The organism is Solimonas terrae (assembly GCF_011067135.1).
GTDB classification, from domain to species: Bacteria; Pseudomonadota; Gammaproteobacteria; order Nevskiales; family Nevskiaceae; genus Solimonas; species Solimonas terrae.
Genome location: NZ_JAAMOW010000009.1, coordinates 156,707 through 174,094, shown reverse-complemented (window position 1 = coordinate 174,094; position 17,388 = coordinate 156,707). Strand labels below are relative to the sequence as shown.

Genomic DNA, 17,388 nt, shown 5'->3' with positions numbered 1-17,388 from the left:
ACTCCCTGAATATTCCTACTGGCTCAGCGCGAGGCTGGCCTGGCGCTGCGTCCAGCCACCGAAACCGTCCGGTACCAGTTCGAGCAGGCTGATTTCCGACTCGGTGATGTGCACCACCTCGCCATAGTTCTGTCCCATATGGTCATGCAATGCGACCCGGTGCACGACGGCATCGGGCGCCTTGACCAGTGCAAAAGTCCCTTGCGGCGTGCTGATGATGCCGACCATGCGCAGAGCATCAAGCGGATAGTCTTCCAGCGGCTCCCGATTGCGGCGCAGGTCGGGCCGCGGCCCATTCGGGTTGGCCTGTTCATTGCGCGGCTCGACCAGCACGAAGGGATCACGCTTGTCGGCCATCGTGTATTCGTATGGCTGGTACGGCTTGATCTGCGGAATCGGCTCGATGTCCTTGGACTTGCGCGCCTTCACTTCGGCAATGTAGCGATCGAGATCGGACATGCCGGAGCCACACCCGGCCAGCACAGCGACACAGATCAAGGCACACGCGCGGGCATTCATTTCTTTTTCCCCTTGCCCTTCGCCGGCTTCTGCGCCGCGATCTCGTCATCATCGAGATAGCGATACGTCTTGGCGAGCGCGGTCATGCTCAGCGTCTGTTCGCCGGACTTGCCGTTCGCCGTTCTGATCTCGACATCTTCGATGGTCACGATGCGTGGCAGCGCGGCCACTGCACTGACGAAATTGCCCATTTCGTGATACGTGCCGAGCACGACGATCTTGTTCGGTATCTCGGCGTAGAACTCTTTCGGAATCTCGCCCTGCGGCTGGAACAGCCGTTCTTCCAGACTGCTGGCGATGCGGGCCTGAGAAATGTCGTTGAGGAGATTGGCAACCTCGGCCTTGCTCGGCAGCTGCTTGAGCATGGCCCCGAACGAGCGCTCCATCTCGGCCAGCTGTTCGCGATAGGCATCGAGCCCGGCGACCTTCTTCTGCTTTTCTTCGAACTGCTGGCGCAGGCTCTGCTCCTGCGCCCGGGCGATTTCCAGATCCTCGTGTACCGGTTTGACGAGGAACCACTCACCGGCCGCAATCAGGACGATTCCGAGCACGATGGCCGCCGCAATGCGTGTCCACCTGGGCCACGCGCCCGGATTGTTCATGTCCAGCGTCTGCAGCTGGCGGACGATCTCCTGGAAGGTCATGGATCCGTCCCCTCGTCGTCGTCCGCATTCTTCTCGCTTGGCCGCTTGAGCACCTTCACGCTGAGCGTGAACTTGGATTTGTTGCCGCTGCTCTTGTCGTTGGTCGTGATGACGATCAAACGCGGGTCGGCAAACCAGGGCGAGGCATCGAGGTTTTTCATGTACGTCGAAATGCGGCCATTCGAGTCGGCAATGCCGTCGATGGTCACACTGCCGCCAGCCTGTTTCAGCGACGTGAGGTTCACGCCCTCGGGCAGGGTGCTGACGATCTCGTCGAAGAAATGCACGGTCGCCGCGCGATTGGCCTGCAGGTCCTCGATCACGCGCATGCGCGCCAGCAGATTCGACTTGACCTTCTCCAGGTCCTCGATCTCCTTGATCTTCTGGTCCATTTCCTTGATTTCGGCCTGCAGCCGCTGATTGCGGGCCTGCTGGTTGTCGACGGCCCCGCTCATGACCAGCCAGGAAATGCCGACCACCGCGATGGCGGCGATCGCGCCCAGCCCCATCATTTGCGCGAACTGCTTCTTGCGCAGTTCGCGGCGTTCGCGCCGCCAGTCGCGTAGATTGATGCGCGTGGTCATGTCTTGGGCTCGTCGAACGCGCGGAATGCCAATCCGCAGGCGATCAGCAGCGACGCTTCTTCGCGCGCCAGCACCGCGGGCTTGGCGCGCGAGCTGACGCTCATCTGTGCGAACGGCTTCGCGACGACGGTCGGGATCTGCAGACGTTCCTGAATCTGCGCATCGATGCCCTCGATCTGCGCGCAGCCGCCGGCCAGGATGATCTGGTCGATATGCGTGTACTGCGTCATCGCCGAAAAGAAAAACTGCAGGGAGCGATCGATCTGCTGGCCCATGTCGGCAACGAAGTTCGGCAGCACTTCGCTGGCGTAATCTTCCGGCAGGCTGCCGCTGCTCTTGGCCTTGGTCGCCTCGTCGAACGACATGCCGTAATGGCGCATCACTTCTTCGGTGAGCTGGCGGCCACCGAAACCCTGATCGCGCGTGTAGACCGTGTGCCCGTCGTGCAAAACCAGCACCGACGTCGTGTGTGCGCCGATGTCGACGATGGCGATCGTCCGTCCGCGCCCGCCGTCTGGCATCTGGTGCTGCAGGAACACGCTGGCGTTCTCCAGCGCATAGGTTTCGATGTCGACAACCTTGGGTTTCAGGCCGGCGAGTTCCAGCGCCGCGCAGCGCTGATCGACGAATTCCTTGCGACACGCTGCCAGCAGCACGTCGGCCATTTCGCTGTTCTTGGCGTTCTTGCCGAGGACTTCGAAATCGACATTGACCTCATCGATCGGATACGGAATGTACTGGTCGGCTTCGGCTCGAATCTGTTCTTCGAGTTCGTCTTCGGTCAGCGATGCCGGCATCTCGATGATCTTGGAAATCACCGCCGCGCCCGACACGGCAACCGAGGCCTGGCGGGTGCGCGTCCCGGCACGGTTCACAGCACGGCTGATGGCGTCTGCCACCAGCTTGGGTTCCGCGATCTGTTTGTCGGAGACGGCGTTCGGTGGCAGCGGCTCCACGGCGTACGACTCGACGTGAAACCGCTCTCCCTTGCGCGTCAGCTCCAGCAACTTGACCGAACTGGAACTGATGTCCAGGCCAATCAAATGCTGGTCTCCCCCGCCAAACAGCGATTGCTTGATCGCCATATAGCCTCATGCCGCTGCGTTGACTTTCCCCCGCGTGCCCGAAACACTTTTCCGGCCCGGAACCGTACTATAACGGAAAGGTCTTCCGGCGCAACACTAGATTCGTCCGGCAACTATCTGAAGCTTAAGTAAACATTTCCAACTAATTTGCAGCTCCGGGTCCGCCCGCAGCCGCGGGTACGCCATGAAACGCTGGATTCTGATCTCGACCCTCGGGGTGGCCGTGCTGTTGTGTCTGGGCGCGGCCGCGGTCTGGGCCGGAGCACTCTATCTGGGCCGCGATCTGCCGCCGGTCGACAGCATCCGCCAGCTGCAGCTGTCCGTTCCGCTGCGGGTTCTCAGTCAGGACGGCAAGCTGATCGGACAGTTCGGTGCCGAACGGCGTTCCTTGCTGCGTTACGACGATATTCCGCCGAATGTCATTCACGCCTTTCTAGCTGCCGAAGACGATCGCTTCTTCGAGCACCCCGGCGTCGACTGGCAGGGGCTGGTGCGCGCTTCGTTCGTGCTGGCCGTGTCCGGCGAGAAGAGCCAGGGCGGCAGCACGATCACCATGCAACTCGCGCGCAATGTCTTTCTCAGCAACGAGCGGACCTTCACACGCAAGTTCAAGGAAATCCTGCTGGCGTTGCGCATCGAGCATGAGTTGTCGAAGAAGGAAATCCTCGAGCTGTATCTGAACAAGATCTTCCTCGGCGAGCGCGCCTATGGCGTCGGCGCCGCATCACGGGTCTACTTCGGCAAGGATATTCATCAGCTGAGTCTCGGCGAGATCGCCGTCATCGCCGGCCTGCCGAAAGCGCCGTCTCGCGACAATCCGGTCGCCAATCCACAACGCGCAAAAGAGCGTCGTGACTACGTGCTGTCGCGCATGCACTCGCTTGGCGAGATTTCCGATACCGAATATCAGGCCGCACGTGCGGAACCGGTAGTCGTCCACCCGTATCAGGCGAAGCTCGACGTCGACGCCCAGTACGTCGCCGAAATGGCGCGCGCCTGGGCGGTCGAGCACTACGGCGACGACGCCTATACGCGTGGCCTGACCGTGATCACGACGCTGGACTCGGGCCGGCAGCTCGCGGCCAATGCAGCCCTGCGCAGAGCACTGCTTGACTACGACGAACGGCATGGCTGGCGCGGTCCGGAAGCACAGCTGCCATTGCGCATGCTCAGCGATCAGGGGCACGACGAGCTTGCGCAGGCGCTCGATGCGCGTCCACCGGTCGCCGATCTGCGCGCGGCGGTCGTGGTCTCTTTCGCGGCGGACCGCTTGCAGCTGATCACGGAAGACGGGCCTATGAATCTCGACAAGGATGCGTTTTCCTGGGCGAACCTGACCCGGAAACCGCTGCAGCCTGGCGATGTCGTGCGTATCCGCCCGGTCGGAGCACGGTGGCGTCTGGCCGAGATTCCGGCCGTGCAGGGTGCATTTGTCGCGCTGCGCCCCGATGACGGTGCGATCCAGGCGCTGGTCGGCGGTTTTGATTTCTACGCGAACAAGTTCAATCGCGTGACGCAAGCGCGGCGACAATCCGGTTCGGGATTCAAACCCTTTCTGTACGCCGCCGGTCTGGCGCAGGGTCTGACGCCGGCATCGGTGTTTCTCGACGCCCCCGTGGTCGTCGACGATCCCTCGGCAGACAACGCCTGGCGACCGGAAAATTTCGAGGGCGATCTCAAGGGGCCGATGAGTCTGCGTGAAGCACTCGTGCACTCGCGCAATCTGGTTTCGATTCGTCTGCTGCAAGCCATCGGCATCGACTACACCCGCCAGTACGTTCCGCGTTTCGGCCTGCCGGGCGACCGGTTGCCCGACAACCTGACGATGGCACTCGGCACCGCGGTGTTCACGCCGCTGGAAATGGCCCGCGGCTACGCAACGATCGCCAACGGCGGATTCGTCATCGATCCGTACCTGGTCAGCGAAGTGCGGGACGCCGACGGACAGGTTCTCTACAAGGCGGCACCGAAGCACGCCTGCCCGGATTGCCCGGATACAGCGCCGCAACAAAGTCCGGGCGACAGCGCGACGGCTGCTGGCGCCGACGCGACGACGGATGACAGCGTCGCGCCGCGCACCATCGAGCCGCAGGTCGACTGGCTGATCAGCGACATGATGCACGACGTGGCAACGCGTGGTACCGGCGCGAAGACCAATGAGCTGCATCGCAACGATCTCGCGGGCAAAACCGGTACGACCAATGACGAGACCGACGCCTGGTTCAACGGCTTTCAGAAAACACAGGTGGCGATTGCCTGGGTCGGTTTCGATCAGCCGGCGCCGCTGGGCCCGGGTGAAGTCGGCGCGCGCGCCGCGCTGCCGATCTGGATCGACTACATGCGCGCGGCGCTGAAAGGTGTCCCGGAAGAACGCCTGCCGAGACCGGACGGCCTGGTCGATGTTCGCATCGATCCGCGCACCGGCAAGCTGGCACCAGCCGACGCGCCGGACGCGGTTTTCGAGGTCGTGCAGCAGGACCACATCCCCGAAGCCGAAGCCGCGGATGCGCACAACGATCCGAACAAGGCGAATCTCGAAGATCTGTACTGAACGCTCGGCGACATCGTGATGGTCAATCGCAACAGCATTGCCGAGGAAGCTGCGCGCATCGTCTGCGTTGAAGCACTTACGGATTATCGAGCCGCGAAAATGAAAGCGCTGCAGCGGCTCGGTCTGCCGTCGCGTTCCACGTCTTTGCCGGACAATGCGCAGATCGACTTGGCTGTCATCAACTACCAGCAGTTGTTCGGCGGTCCGGCCTATTTCGGGCACCTGCAAGGCTTGCGCAGCCTGGCCTTGCCGCTGATGCGGCTGTTGTCGGGTTTCGAGCCGCGCCTCACCGGCGGCGCCGTCACCGGTGCGGTGACCATCGCGCACCACCTGCAGCTGCATGTGTTTGCCGATCAGTCGGAAGCCGTCGACGTGTTCCTGATCGATCGCGGCTTCGCGTTCGATATCACCGAACGCCGTTACCGGTATTCCGACGGTCGCGAAGAGAGCACCCCGCTGCTGCGACTGGAGATCGACGGCTTCGGTGTCGACATCGCCGTATTCACGCTCGACGATCTGCGCCGTGCGCCGCTCAGTCCGCAGGACGGTCGCCCCTGCCGGCGCCTGAATCTCGCTGCAGCGGAGGCCCTCGCCACCGCTGCGACTTAGCGTCGATCAGAGATCGAGATTGCCGACCAGCAGGGCGTTCTTCTCGATGAAGTCGCGCCGGGGTTCGACGTGTTCGCCCATCAGCGTCGTGAAGATCTGATCCGCCGCGACGACATCTTCGACATCGACTTTCACCAGGCGGCGGTTTTTCGGTTCCAGCGTCGTTTCGCTGAGCTGGTCCGGATTCATCTCGCCCAGGCCCTTGTAGCGCTGCACGTGCAGACCGCGGCGCGCTTCCGAAAGCAGCCAGGCGTAGGCTTCGTCGAAGCTCGCAACCGTCTGCGTCCGTTCGCCGCGGCGGACCTGGATCGCAGCGCCGTGCAGGACCGCGATGTGCGCGCGCAGCGCCGCAATTCGCTGATAGTCAGCACCGGAAAAGAAATCTTCATTGAAAGCAATGAGTTGCTTGTTCCCATGGATGCTGCGCGAAACGACGACCTGCGGGCCCTCGACGTTCAAATGCGCGTCGACCGTGAACTGTCCGCGCAAGCCATCGGCATTCAGCGCCGTCTGCAGGCGCAGAGCCCAGGCCTTCAACTCGGTATCCCCGTTCGGCAGCGGTGCGAGCCGCGCCAGTTCGCTGAGAACATGATGATCGTAGCGCCGGCCGATACGGTCGATCAGTTCACTGACGGCCGCGTACTCGCGGCTCAGCGCGATCAGCTGCTCGTCGGCCAAGGCTTCGGCGCCAATCTGCAAGGCCGCATTATCGAGCGCCGACCCGATCAACCACTCGTTGAGCTCGTGATCATCCTTGACATAGGTTTCCTGCTTGCCGCTCTTGAGCTTGTACAGCGGCGGTTGCGCGATGTAGATGTAACCCTTCTCGACCAGCGTATACATGTGCCGGTAGAAGAACGTCAGCAACAAGGTACGGATATGCGCGCCGTCGACGTCGGCGTCGGTCATGATGATGATGCGGTGATAGCGCAGCTTCTCCAGCTTGAAATCGTCCTTGCCGATTCCGCAGCCCAGCGCGGTGATCAGGGTGGCGACTTCCTGCGAGGACAGCATTTTCTCCAGGCGCGCGCGCTCGACATTCAGGATTTTGCCCTTCAGCGGCAGGATGGCCTGGAATTGCCGATCCCGTCCCTGCTTCGCGGAACCACCGGCCGAATCGCCCTCGACCAGGAACAGTTCCGACTTCGCCGGATCCTTTTCCTGACAGTCGGCGAGCTTGCCCGGCAGGCCGACGCCGTCGAGCACCCCTTTGCGGCGCGTCATCTCGCGTGCCTTGCGCGCTGCTTCACGTGCCGTCGCAGCTTCGACGATCTTGCCGCAGATCGCCTTGGCTTCGGCAGGCCGCTCGAGCAGGAACTCGGCAAGTTTTTCGGCCACCACTTCCTCTACGGCCGGACGGGCTTCGCTGGAGACCAGCTTCATCTTGGTCTGCGATGCGAACTTCGGATCGGGCATCTTCACCGACAACACGCAGGCCAGACCTTCGCGCATGTCGTCGCCGGTGATGTCGACCTTCGCGCGTTTGGCGTATTCGTTCTGCTCGATGAACTTGTTGATGACGCGTGTCATCGCCGCCCGCAGGCCGGTCAGATGCGTGCCGCCGTCGGACTGCGGAATGTTGTTGGTGAAGCACAGCACCTGCTCGGCGTAACTGTCGTTCCACTGCATTGCGACTTCGACGTCGACCGGTACCAGCGGCCCTGCACCGAGCGGCACGTTAGCCACTCCGCTGGAGTGGAATACCGTCGGATGCAGTGGTGTCTTCGCCTTGTTGATGTAATCGACGAAACCTCTGACGCCGCCTGAGAACGCAAAGTCCTCTTCCTTGCCGTTGCGCAGATCGATCAGCCGGATGCGTACGCCGTTGTTGAGGAACGAAAGCTCGCGCAGACGTTTGGCGAAGATCTCGTAGTGGTACTCGATCTTGCCGAAGATTTCCTCGTCGGCAAAAAAGTGTACTTCGGTACCGCGCTTGTCGGTGTCCCCAAGCACCTTCAGTGGTGAAACCTCGACACCGTCCTGAACCTCGACGATGCGATCGACTGCCACCCCGTGATTGAACTCGATGAAGTGCTTCTTTCCATCGCGGCGGATCGTCAGACGCAGCCACTTCGACAAGGCATTGACACAAGACACGCCCACACCGTGCAGGCCGCCGGACACCTTGTAACTGTTCTGGTTGAACTTGCCGCCGGCGTGCAGCACACACATGACGATTTCCGCTGCAGAGCGTTTCGGCTCGTGCTTGTCGTCCATCTTCACGCCAACTGGAATACCGCGGCCGTTGTCGGTCACGGAAATCGAATTGTCGGCGTGAATCGTGACGACGATATCGTCGCAGTGTCCGGCCAGGGCTTCGTCGATCGCATTGTCGACAACCTCGAACACCATATGGTGCAGACCGGTACCGTCCGACGTATCACCGATGTACATGCCAGGCCGCTTGCGAACGGCTTCCAGACCTTCGAGCTGCTGGATGCTGGATTCGTCGTAGTCAGGATTTGCTTGCGCAGTCATCGGATCAGGCTCGGACATGAAGCGGCGATTTTAGCATCCACAGGCACCACGCTTCGGGGATAAGCCTGGGGACAGACACTGTATATAAGGTCAATAACGCACTTTCCCATGTTCCACGTGGAACATGGCACCAGCGGAATCGAGTGCCGGGATCGGTTCAAAAGCGGTGACAAAGCTTTGCCCGGGATAGTCGAGCAAAGCGCTGATCAGACGATCCTGGTAGCGCGGTGCCAGTTCCGCAGTGAAATCGTCGAGCAGAATGATGGGCCACGCACCGCGGACCCTGCCGATCTCCCCACACTGCGACAACAGCATCGCCGCCAACAGCAGCTTTTGCTGGCCCCGGCTGATCCGGTTGCGAACACTGCGTTCGTCCGCCCGTATCTTCAACTCGGCTCGGTGAGGTCCGACAGTCGTGGCACCCAGCTCGATATCGCGAGAGCGCTGTTGCTGCAAAGCGTTCCTCAAGCTGCTTTCCGATTTCCAACCGGACGACAGATCGAAGGTCCATTGCCCTTCGCCAAGAAAAGCCTGTATCCAGGAATTCACCGCCGGTGCGATCGACTGAAGGTGCTGCCGACGCAGCTGATCCAGAATCTCGCCGGATTCCGCCAGCTCCGGTTCCCACGCGGAAATTTCCTGTTCACTGCGACGCAGCCGTAGCAGCTGATTGCGTTGCTTGAGCGCACGCCGATAGCGACGCCAGGCGAACATGAACGAATGTTCCACGTGGAACACACCCCAGTCGATGAAGCTGCGGCGATACGTCGGTCCTTCCAGCACGACACGGTGCATGCCGGGCTCCAGGATTTGCGCGGGACATTGCTGCAGCAGTTCCAGACTGCTGATTGGATTTCCATTGCAGCGAAGCGCCACACCATCCGCAGTCCACTGCACGCCCAGGCTGTGCCGGACCCCTTCCGCATCCTCGGTGGCGGCAAACACGGTCCACTGCTTGCGGGCCGGTCCCGCCAGTTCCGTTGGCACGGAGCCGCGAAACGACCTCGCCCGGTTCAGGCAGTAAATCATTTCCAGCAAAGTCGTCTTGCCGGCGGCGTTTTCACCCACAAACAAATTGAGCCTGCCGGATAGTGGCAGGCTCAATTGATCAAACAGACGAAAGTTGTCAGCTTTGAGCTGAACGATCCGCATGAGCTCTAAAGACGCATCGGCATCACGACGTACTTGCTCGATTCATCGCCGGCCGCATAGATCAAGCCGCTGGAATCGGCATTCTTCAATTCCATCACGAATTCTTCGCTGGCCAGCGCACCGAGCGCGTCGAGCAGATAGTTCACGTTGAACCCGATCTCGATGGGCCCGCCTTCGTAGCTCACCTCGAGATCTTCTTCCGCCTCTTCGTGCTCGGGGTTGTGTGTCTGCAAACCAAGCTTGCTGCCTTCGATCGTCAGCCTCACCCCACGGAATTTCTCGTTCGACAGAATTGCGGTCCGTGCCAGGGCGCGTTTGACCGTCTCGCGATCGGCCTGCAGTTTCTTGTCGCCGGACTCCGGCACGACACGTTCGTAGTCCGGAAAACGGCCGTCGATCAGTTTGGTGGTCAGACGAACCACATCCAGATCGACTTCAATCTGCGTCGCGCTGATTCGCACCTGGGCCGGCTCATCCGTGGCATCGAGCAAGCGTTGCAATTCGAGCACCGCCTTGCGCGGCACGATGACCTGCAGTTTTTCGGTCACGCCCGTGTCGGCTTCGAGTTCGCTGAGGGCCAGGCGATGACCATCGGTCGCAACGGTACGGACCCGCTTGACATCGACTTCGAGCAAGGTGCCGTTGAGGTAGTAGCGAACATCCTGTTGTGCCATCGCGAACTGCGTTCTTTCGATCAAGGAACGCAGCTGATTGCGTGGCAGCTGCAAAGCCTTGCCATCGACCACGCGACCCAGCGCCGGGAACTCGTCGGCCTTCAGACACGACAGCGAATATCGGCTGCGACCCGATTTGAGCTGCGCCTTGTCGCCGGTCATTTCAAGGCTGATCTCGGCGCCCTCCGGCAAACCGCGGCAGATATCGAACAGTTTACGGGCCGGAACCGTCGCACGTCCCGGTGCGAGATTCTGCACGCGGGCTCGTGCTTCAAGCTCTATTTCGAGATCCGTACCGGTCACGATCAATTCGTCGTCGCGCAGTTCCAACAGGAAGTTGGACAGCACCGGCAAAGTCTGCCGACGTTCGACGACCCCGATGACCGCCGACAAGGCCGACAACAACTCATTACGCCCAACTTGCAGTTTCATGGCTCGATCCGATTGTTTTATCTTTTCGAAGAACTTAAATCCAGCAACAACAGGGTTTCCCGTTCTTGTGGATTTCTTAATTTAAATAAACAAAATCAATATCTTGAAAATAATTTTCTGCGTAGAACATCCTGGATCCGCAACGCGATTAGCTGTGGATAACCCTTGCATGGAATTTATCCACAGATTTGTCCGAACGCTATCCCCAAAACACTCCGTCTTTCCTCAACAGCTTCTCAGAAACCGAGCTGCCGTTGCAGGTTTTCGTAATCTTCGCGGTACTTCACCTCGCCTTCACGCAGTTCGGCGATCTTGCGGCAGGCATGCAGCACGGTCGTGTGATCCTTTCCGAACGCTTCGCCGATTTCCGGAAGGCTGTGCTGTGTCAGCTCTTTTGCCAGGGCCATCGCAACCTGCCGCGGACGCGCCAGCGAGCGGGTCCGGCGTGGCGAATTCAGATCCGTCACCCGGATGTTGTAGTAATTGGCCACAGTGCGCTTGATGTTGTCGATCGTCACCATGCGCTCGTAGGCCGCCAGCATGTCCTTCAGGGTTGCCCGTGCAAACTCCACGGTCATGGCCTCGCCTCGCAAGCGCGAACTGGCCGACAGGCGCAACAGGGCGCCTTCGAGTTCGCGCACGTTGGAGCGTACGCGCTGCGCAACGAACAGCGCCACTTCCTTGGGCAACGCCACTTTGTTCTGGTCGGCCTTGGCGAGCAGGATCGCGACGCGCGTTTCGAGATCCGGCGGCTCGACGGCAACCGCCAGACCCCAGGTGAAGCGCGATTTCAGGCGCTCGTCGATGCCATCGACGTCCTTCGGATAACGGTCCGAGGTCAAGACGATCTGCTTGCGACCGTCGATCAACGCGTTGAAGGTGTGAAAGAACTCTTCCTGTGTCCGTTCCTTGTGTGCAAAGAAGTGGATGTCGTCGATCAACAAGGCGTCGACCGAGCGGTAGAGATTCTTGAATTCGTCCATGCGACCGTGGCGGATCGCCGAGGTGAACTGATTCATCCACTGCTCGGCACCGACATAGACAACGCGTGCGCGCTGGCTGCCACGCTGAATGGCGTTGCCCACCGCGTGCATGAGATGGGTCTTGCCCAGGCCCGAGCTGCCGTAGATCAGCAAGGGGTTGTAGGTCCCGCCCGGTGTTTCGACCACATGCTCGGCGGCGGCGCGGGCATGCGAGTTGGATTTGCCTTCGATGAAATTGACGAAGGTGTAATCCGGATTGAGCTTGCCGGCCGAAGTCGGCAGGAGATCCTCGTTGTTGCCGGCAGACTCTGCAACCGCCGGGGCCGCCGTCCGGTTCGCCTCGACCGTGCCGACCGCGACATCGACCTCACTGATGTTGCGCCCGCCACTGACCCGGATACCGCGCCGTATCAAATCGAGAAAATCCTGCCGTACGCGATCCATCACCATCCGGTTGGGCGCGAGCAGCGTGAGGCGATCGCGAACGAACACCGGTTGTAGCGGACGAATCCAGGTGTGCACATCGCGGTCGGGCAGCTCGCCCTCCAGCCAGCGCACACATTGCGCCCAGAGATCCTCTTCTTGCATGGTTCTTGTAGTCGATGAGCGGTCGAACGGACGACCGTGCAGCATGGGCACGCGGCGGCACCCGGAGCCGAAGTCTATCGACTCGGTCCCGGCTTATCCACAGCCGGAGCGAATGGCGAGCTTGAACACGATATCGCCAGCCGCTACACTCCGCGCCCTTTTTGTGTTTGCAACCGTCAGGTGATTCATGTCCAAGCGCACTTATCAGCCGAAGAAGCTGCGTCGTGCCCGTACGCACGGGTTCCGCGCCCGTATGGCGACCAAGGGTGGCCGCGCCGTGATTTCGCGTCGCCGCGCCAAGGGCCGCAAGCGCCTCTGCCCGTAAGCACCGTTCGGTAATGGACAAGGCGGCGCGCTTTCCGCGGCGCGCCCGCTTGCTGAAGCCGGCAGAGTTCAAGGCCGTCTTCGAGGGTGGGGCGCGGATACATGAGCGTGGTTTGACGGCGGTGAGTGTGGCCAATAATCTCGCGCACGCCCGCCTCGGTCTGGCGATATCGAAGAAGGCCTTGCCGCTGTCGGTTGACCGCAACCGTCTCAAACGCAAGATTCGCGACACCTTTCGCCTGAACCACCGGAATCTGCCGGCGGTTGATCTGGTGATTCTCGCCAAGCCGGGCAGCCGGACGCTGACTGCTCCGCAAATGCGCCAATGCCTGGAGCGACTGTGGACCCGCATCGCAGCTTCCTCGGTAACTGCCTCGTCGCCAGCACCGTCTTCCTCATCCGCGCCTATCAGATCCTGATCAGCCCGCTGCTGGGGCCCCGCTGCCGTTTCTATCCCAGTTGTTCGCACTACGCGGTTACCGCGCTGCGCACGCATGGCATCGTCCGTGGCTCCTGGCTGAGCGCCAGGCGCATCGTTCGCTGTCACCCGCTGAATCCCGGCGGTTACGATCCCGTCCCCGAACGCGTGCAAGGCCGACCGATGGCCTGTGCCTGCGACACACATCACCAGCAGACCTGATCCGATGGAAAACCGCCGCTTTATCCTGATCGCCATGATTGGCGTGGTGCTGTTCTTTCTCTATCAGGCCTGGCAGAAGGACTACGGCAATCGCCTGCCGTCGACACCGGTTGCCGAGACGGCGCAGGCACCCGAAGGGCATGCAGCCGCCGCGGTCGCGGCAGTCGACCAGACTACGGGTAGCGCCGAGACGGGCGCGGAAGGCGAGACCATTCGCGTTGAAACCGACGTCTACATTGCGGAGATTTCCACGCAGGGCGGTGATTTGCGTCGCCTGGAGCTGAAGCAGTATCCGGCAGCCAAGGACAAGCCGGAACCGATGTCGCTGCTGGACGACCGCAACGGCCGCTTGTTCATCCTGCAAAGCGGCCTGGTCGACACACAGTCGCCGCTGACCAGTGACAGGACCCTGTTTCACAGCGCCGAGAGCTCGTACCAGCTCGGCGCCGGCCAGGACACGCTCGACGTCACGCTCGACTATCAGGGCGAAGACGGCCTGAAGGCGCAGAAGATTTATCACTTCCGCCGCAACAGTTACCAGATCGGTCTGTCGCAAACCCTGAGCAACGGCGGCAGCGAGCGTACCGTCAGTCCGTACACGCGATTGGTGCGTACCGATTTCAAGCCGGATGGCGAACCCCGGTTCTCGCACACCTTCACCGGCGTTGGTTTCTACCAGCAGGCCGAGCCGGGTGGCAGCAGCTACAAGTTCAAGAAAACCGCCCTCGACAAGCTCGGCAAGGACGCGTTCGAAACCCAGCAGACCGGCGGCTGGATCACGATGCTGCAGCACTACTTCGTCGCCGCGATCGTGCCGGCACCGACCGAAACAATGACCTACAGCGCCAGGCCGCGCGAGACCGGCGGTTATCGCGCGCAGGCGGTCGGCGCGGGCATCAAGCTCGCCGCCGGCGAAACGCATCAGTTCGACACCCGCCTGTATATCGGACCGAAGCTGCAGGATCGCGTCGAAGACATCGCGCCCGGTTTCGACCTGACGCTCGACTACGGCATTCTCACGCCGATCGCCAAGCCGATCTTCTGGGTGCTGAAGAGCTATCACCGGCTGACCGGCAACTGGGGCTTTTCGATCATCCTGCTGACCCTGTCGGTCAAGCTGCTGCTCTACAAGCTCTCGGAGACGCAGTACCGCTCGATGGCGAAGATGAAAATCTTCGGACCGAAGATCAAGGATATCCGCGAGCGCTACGCCGACGACCGCGAGCGCCTGCAGAAGGCGATGATGGACCTCTACAAGAAGGAAGGCTTCAATCCGCTGGCCGGTTGCTGGCCGATGCTGGTGCAGTTCCCGATCTTCATCTCGCTGTACTGGGTGCTGCTGGAGTCGGTGGAAATTCGCCAGGCACCGTTCATCCTCTGGATTCACGATCTGTCGGCGCCCGACCCGTTCTATGTCCTGCCGGTGCTGTACGGCATCACGATGTTCCTGCAGCAGAAACTTTCGGGCAACCAGACCATGGACCCGATGCAGCAGAAGATGATGCAGATGATGCCGATCGGCCTGACCGCGTTCTTCACGTTCTTCCAGTCCGGTCTGGTGCTGTACTGGGTCGTCAACGGCATGATCAGTATCGCGCAGCAGTGGGTCATCACGCGCAAGCTTGCCGGCGAAGGCCTCAAGCGCTGAGGTCCGCGCCGGTCCGCACATGCCGGTCGCTACACTGACCGGCATGTCCGAGATACCGAGAACCGACACGATTGTCGCCATTGCCAGTGCCGCTGGCCGTGGCGGCGTCGGTGTCGTGCGAATTTCCGGTGTCGATGCCGCACGCATCGGCGGGCGAATCGCCGGTCTTCTGCCGCCCGCCCGCCACGCCGCGCTGCGCGATTTTCGCGACGCCAGCGGCACGACCATCGACAGCGGCCTGGTGCTGCATTTTCCGGCACCGAATTCTTTCACCGGCGAGCACGTCGTCGAACTGCAGGGTCACGGCAGTCCGGTTGCACTCGATCTGCTGGTGCGCGCGGCCTGTGCGCTCGGTGCGCGTCCGGCGCGTGCCGGCGAGTTCTCGGAACGCGCCTTCCTCAACGGCCGGCTCGATCTCGCGCAGGCCGAAGCGATCGCCGATCTGATCGAAGCCTCGACGGTGGAGGCAGCGCGCGCCGCGCAACGTTCGCTGGAGGGCGAGCTGTCGAAGCGCGTGCACGCGCTTGCCGAGCAATTGATCGAGCTGCGGATGTATGTCGAGGGGGCGCTCGATTTCTCCGACGAGGACGTCGACTGGCTCGCCGATCAGGCCCTCGTCAAAAAGCTGCAGACCGTGCAGCAGGATCTCGCACAACTGCTGATGCAGGCCGAACAGGGGCGTCGCCTGCGCGACGGTTTTACGGTGGCCTTGACGGGCCGTCCCAACGTCGGCAAATCGACCTTGCTCAACCGGCTTGCCGGCGCCGAGGTCGCGATCGTCACCGACATCGCCGGCACCACGCGCGACGTCCTGCGCGAGAACCTCAATCTGCGCGGTCTGCCGGTCACGCTGGTCGATACCGCAGGCTTGCGCGAGAGCGGCGACGCGATCGAGCGCGAGGGCATGCGCCGCGCACGCGTCGCGCTTGCGCAGGCCGAACTCGCGCTGTTCGTCGTCGATGCCCGCGAGCGTCTCACGGCCGAGGATCGACGCCTGATCGCCGAGCTGCCGTCCGGCCTGCCGGTGTTGATCGTGCACAACAAGATCGACCTCGCGCCGGCCGCGGCGCCAGCCGCCGCCGGCGAGCTCTGCCTGTCGGCGGCAAACGGCGACGGCATCGACGCCCTGATCACCGAATTGCATCGTCGCGCCGGTCTGCAAAGCGGCGAGACCAGTCTGTTCTCCGCGCGCACCCGTCATGTCGACGCCCTGCAAACGGCCAATGTGCGACTTGCGGCAGCGGCCGAACGCCTGCTGCGCAGCGGCGCGCTGCCGGAACTCGCGGCCGAGGAGCTCAAGGACGCGTTGGTGGCACTTGGCGAGATCACGGGCGAATTCAGCAGCGAGGATCTGCTTGGCCGCATCTTCGCCAACTTCTGCATCGGCAAGTAGCTCGGTCGCCCCCGACGTCGGCGCGACGAGCGTGCCGTGCATGACGCCGAATGGTGCGCAGGACGACGCAAGCGGTGCGATGATGGACTGACGGCATCGAGTGCCGAACGGGCGGGGGACAATGAAGGCGATCATGTGCATGCTGGCCCTGTTGCCCGGCTCGGTGCTGGCGATGAGTGCACAGGATTATCTCGATCATTGCCGCACCAAATCGGTCTACGACCAGGCGCAGTGCATGGGGTATCTCGATGCGTTGCTGGAGCGCGACGCATCCGCAGAAGTGCGTGCAGCGCCAGGTGCACACGGCATGCTCGAGGTCACCTTGCCGCTGCGGGTCGACGACTACTGTCTGCCGGACGGTGCGCAGTTGCCGCTGCTGCGGGACGTTGTCGTGCGCATGCTGGAAGGCATGCCGACAGCGCGTCTGCGGGGCGATGCCGGCGTGCTCATCAAAGGTGTGCTGCGTCACACCTATCCCCCGCCCTGCGCGCCTTAGCGCCGCCCGGGCCGGGCGCTCATGCGATCATCATGCGCTCCGACACCGACGAGCGCCGATTCGCATGAGCGTCTATCAACACTGCCCACGCTGCGCTGCGAGCCTGCAGACCGAAAATCAAGGGGGCTTCGATCGCCGTGTCTGCAAGACCGCGGGCTGCGGTTTCGTCTTCTGGGACAATCCGACGCCGGTCGTTGCGGCCGTCGTCGAGCACGAAGGCAAGCTGCTGCTCGCACGCAATATCGCTTGGCCGCCTGGCACGTTTGCCCTGATCACCGGCTTTCTCGAACGAAACGAAATTCCGGACGAAGCGGTGCAGCGCGAGGTCGCCGAGGAAACCGGCCTGCAGCCGCTGGCTGCGAACTTCATCGGCCACTACAGCTTCGAGCGCATGAACCAGCTGATCATTGCCTATCACGTTCCCGCGCAAGGCGAGGTCAGGCTCAACGAAGAACTCGCCGAGTGGAAGCACGTTTCCTTCGACGAGGCCGAATACTGGCCGGCCGCGACCGGCCTGGCCTTGCGCGACTGGCTGCGCGCGCGCGGGCATCAGCCGCGCGAGATGGAATGGCCGCGTCGCCGCTGACG

General features: G+C 62.0%; 17 protein-coding genes. 9 read left to right on the top strand and 8 right to left on the bottom strand.

What is annotated here, in order from left to right; all coding sequences use genetic code 11:
• Positions 1-15: 15 nt before the first annotated feature.
• Genes G7Y85_RS17130 through G7Y85_RS17115 form a run of 4 tightly spaced genes read right to left on the bottom strand, consistent with a single transcriptional unit; the run spans position 16 to position 2,832 of the window.
• A complete protein-coding gene (locus tag G7Y85_RS17130) occupies positions 16-519 on the bottom strand; it encodes a pilus assembly protein PilP (protein WP_166260165.1) in 504 nt (167 codons plus the stop codon).
• Positions 516-1,163 carry a type IV pilus inner membrane component PilO gene (locus G7Y85_RS17125; protein ID WP_166260162.1) on the bottom strand — a complete coding sequence of 216 codons (648 nt, stop codon included), beginning with the start codon at positions 1,161-1,163 and terminating at the stop codon, positions 516-518. Before G7Y85_RS17125 ends, G7Y85_RS17130 begins: the two co-directional genes overlap by 4 nt.
• On the bottom strand, positions 1,160-1,747 hold the full coding sequence (locus tag G7Y85_RS17120; RefSeq protein WP_166260159.1) for a PilN domain-containing protein: 588 nt from the start codon (positions 1,745-1,747) through the stop codon (positions 1,160-1,162). Before G7Y85_RS17120 ends, G7Y85_RS17125 begins: the two co-directional genes overlap by 4 nt.
• Complete coding sequence (locus tag G7Y85_RS17115; RefSeq protein WP_166260156.1) at positions 1,744-2,832, bottom strand: pilus assembly protein PilM; 1,089 nt, start codon at positions 2,830-2,832, stop codon at positions 1,744-1,746. Before G7Y85_RS17115 ends, G7Y85_RS17120 begins: the two co-directional genes overlap by 4 nt.
• Before the next feature lie 184 nt (positions 2,833-3,016).
• On the opposite strand from G7Y85_RS17115, the gene G7Y85_RS17110 reads away from it, so the two are divergent.
• On the top strand, positions 3,017-5,383 hold the full coding sequence (locus G7Y85_RS17110) for a penicillin-binding protein 1A (RefSeq protein ID WP_166260153.1): 2,367 nt from the start codon (positions 3,017-3,019) through the stop codon (positions 5,381-5,383).
• Between the two features lie 99 nt (positions 5,384-5,482).
• Positions 5,483-5,992: a hypothetical protein gene (locus G7Y85_RS17105; protein ID WP_241696247.1), complete on the top strand. Its 510-nt coding sequence runs from the start codon at positions 5,483-5,485 to the stop codon at positions 5,990-5,992.
• Positions 5,993-5,998: 6 nt separating this feature from the next.
• Here G7Y85_RS17105 and gyrB read toward each other — a convergent pair whose 3' ends face one another.
• From gyrB to dnaA, 4 genes are all read right to left on the bottom strand, one after another.
• Complete coding sequence (gene gyrB / locus G7Y85_RS17100) at positions 5,999-8,488, bottom strand: DNA topoisomerase (ATP-hydrolyzing) subunit B (RefSeq protein ID WP_166260150.1); 2,490 nt, start codon at positions 8,486-8,488, stop codon at positions 5,999-6,001.
• A 72-nt stretch (positions 8,489-8,560) separates the two neighbouring features.
• Positions 8,561-9,622 (bottom strand): DNA replication/repair protein RecF, encoded by a 1,062-nt coding sequence (gene recF, locus G7Y85_RS17095; protein ID WP_166260147.1) that lies wholly within the window; start codon positions 9,620-9,622, stop codon positions 8,561-8,563.
• 5 nt (positions 9,623-9,627) lie between these two features.
• Positions 9,628-10,728, bottom strand: coding sequence for a DNA polymerase III subunit beta (gene dnaN / locus G7Y85_RS17090; RefSeq protein ID WP_166260144.1), 1,101 nt, complete (start codon positions 10,726-10,728; stop codon positions 9,628-9,630).
• 236 nt (positions 10,729-10,964) lie between these two features.
• Positions 10,965-12,299, bottom strand: a complete 1,335-nt coding sequence (gene dnaA / locus G7Y85_RS17085) for a chromosomal replication initiator protein DnaA (protein ID WP_166260141.1) — start codon at positions 12,297-12,299, stop codon at positions 10,965-10,967.
• A gap of 187 nt (positions 12,300-12,486) precedes the next feature.
• Here dnaA and rpmH point away from each other — a divergent pair, with 187 nt between their 5' ends.
• From rpmH to G7Y85_RS17050, 7 genes are all read left to right on the top strand, one after another.
• Entirely contained in the window at positions 12,487-12,624 is a 138-nt protein-coding gene (gene rpmH / locus G7Y85_RS17080) for a 50S ribosomal protein L34 (protein ID WP_166260138.1), read from the top strand.
• Between the two features lie 13 nt (positions 12,625-12,637).
• Positions 12,638-13,042: a ribonuclease P protein component gene (rnpA, locus tag G7Y85_RS17075; RefSeq protein ID WP_166260135.1), complete on the top strand. Its 405-nt coding sequence runs from the start codon at positions 12,638-12,640 to the stop codon at positions 13,040-13,042.
• The gene (gene yidD, locus G7Y85_RS17070; RefSeq protein ID WP_166260133.1) at positions 12,949-13,263 is read left to right on the top strand and encodes a membrane protein insertion efficiency factor YidD; all 315 of its coding nucleotides are present in this window, start codon (positions 12,949-12,951) and stop codon (positions 13,261-13,263) included. Before rnpA ends, yidD begins: the two co-directional genes overlap by 94 nt.
• A 4-nt stretch (positions 13,264-13,267) precedes the next feature.
• On the top strand, positions 13,268-14,911 hold the full coding sequence (gene yidC / locus G7Y85_RS17065; RefSeq protein WP_166260130.1) for a membrane protein insertase YidC: 1,644 nt from the start codon (positions 13,268-13,270) through the stop codon (positions 14,909-14,911).
• A 19-nt stretch (positions 14,912-14,930) separates the two neighbouring features.
• A complete protein-coding gene (mnmE, locus tag G7Y85_RS17060; RefSeq protein ID WP_241696246.1) occupies positions 14,931-16,304 on the top strand; it encodes a tRNA uridine-5-carboxymethylaminomethyl(34) synthesis GTPase MnmE in 1,374 nt (457 codons plus the stop codon).
• Positions 16,305-16,425: 121 nt separating this feature from the next.
• Positions 16,426-16,800 carry a Rap1a/Tai family immunity protein gene (locus G7Y85_RS17055; RefSeq protein WP_166260127.1) on the top strand — a complete coding sequence of 125 codons (375 nt, stop codon included), beginning with the start codon at positions 16,426-16,428 and terminating at the stop codon, positions 16,798-16,800.
• Between the two features lie 64 nt (positions 16,801-16,864).
• A complete protein-coding gene (locus G7Y85_RS17050) occupies positions 16,865-17,386 on the top strand; it encodes an NUDIX domain-containing protein (RefSeq protein WP_166260124.1) in 522 nt (173 codons plus the stop codon).
• The last annotated feature ends 2 nt before the right edge of the window (positions 17,387-17,388 follow it).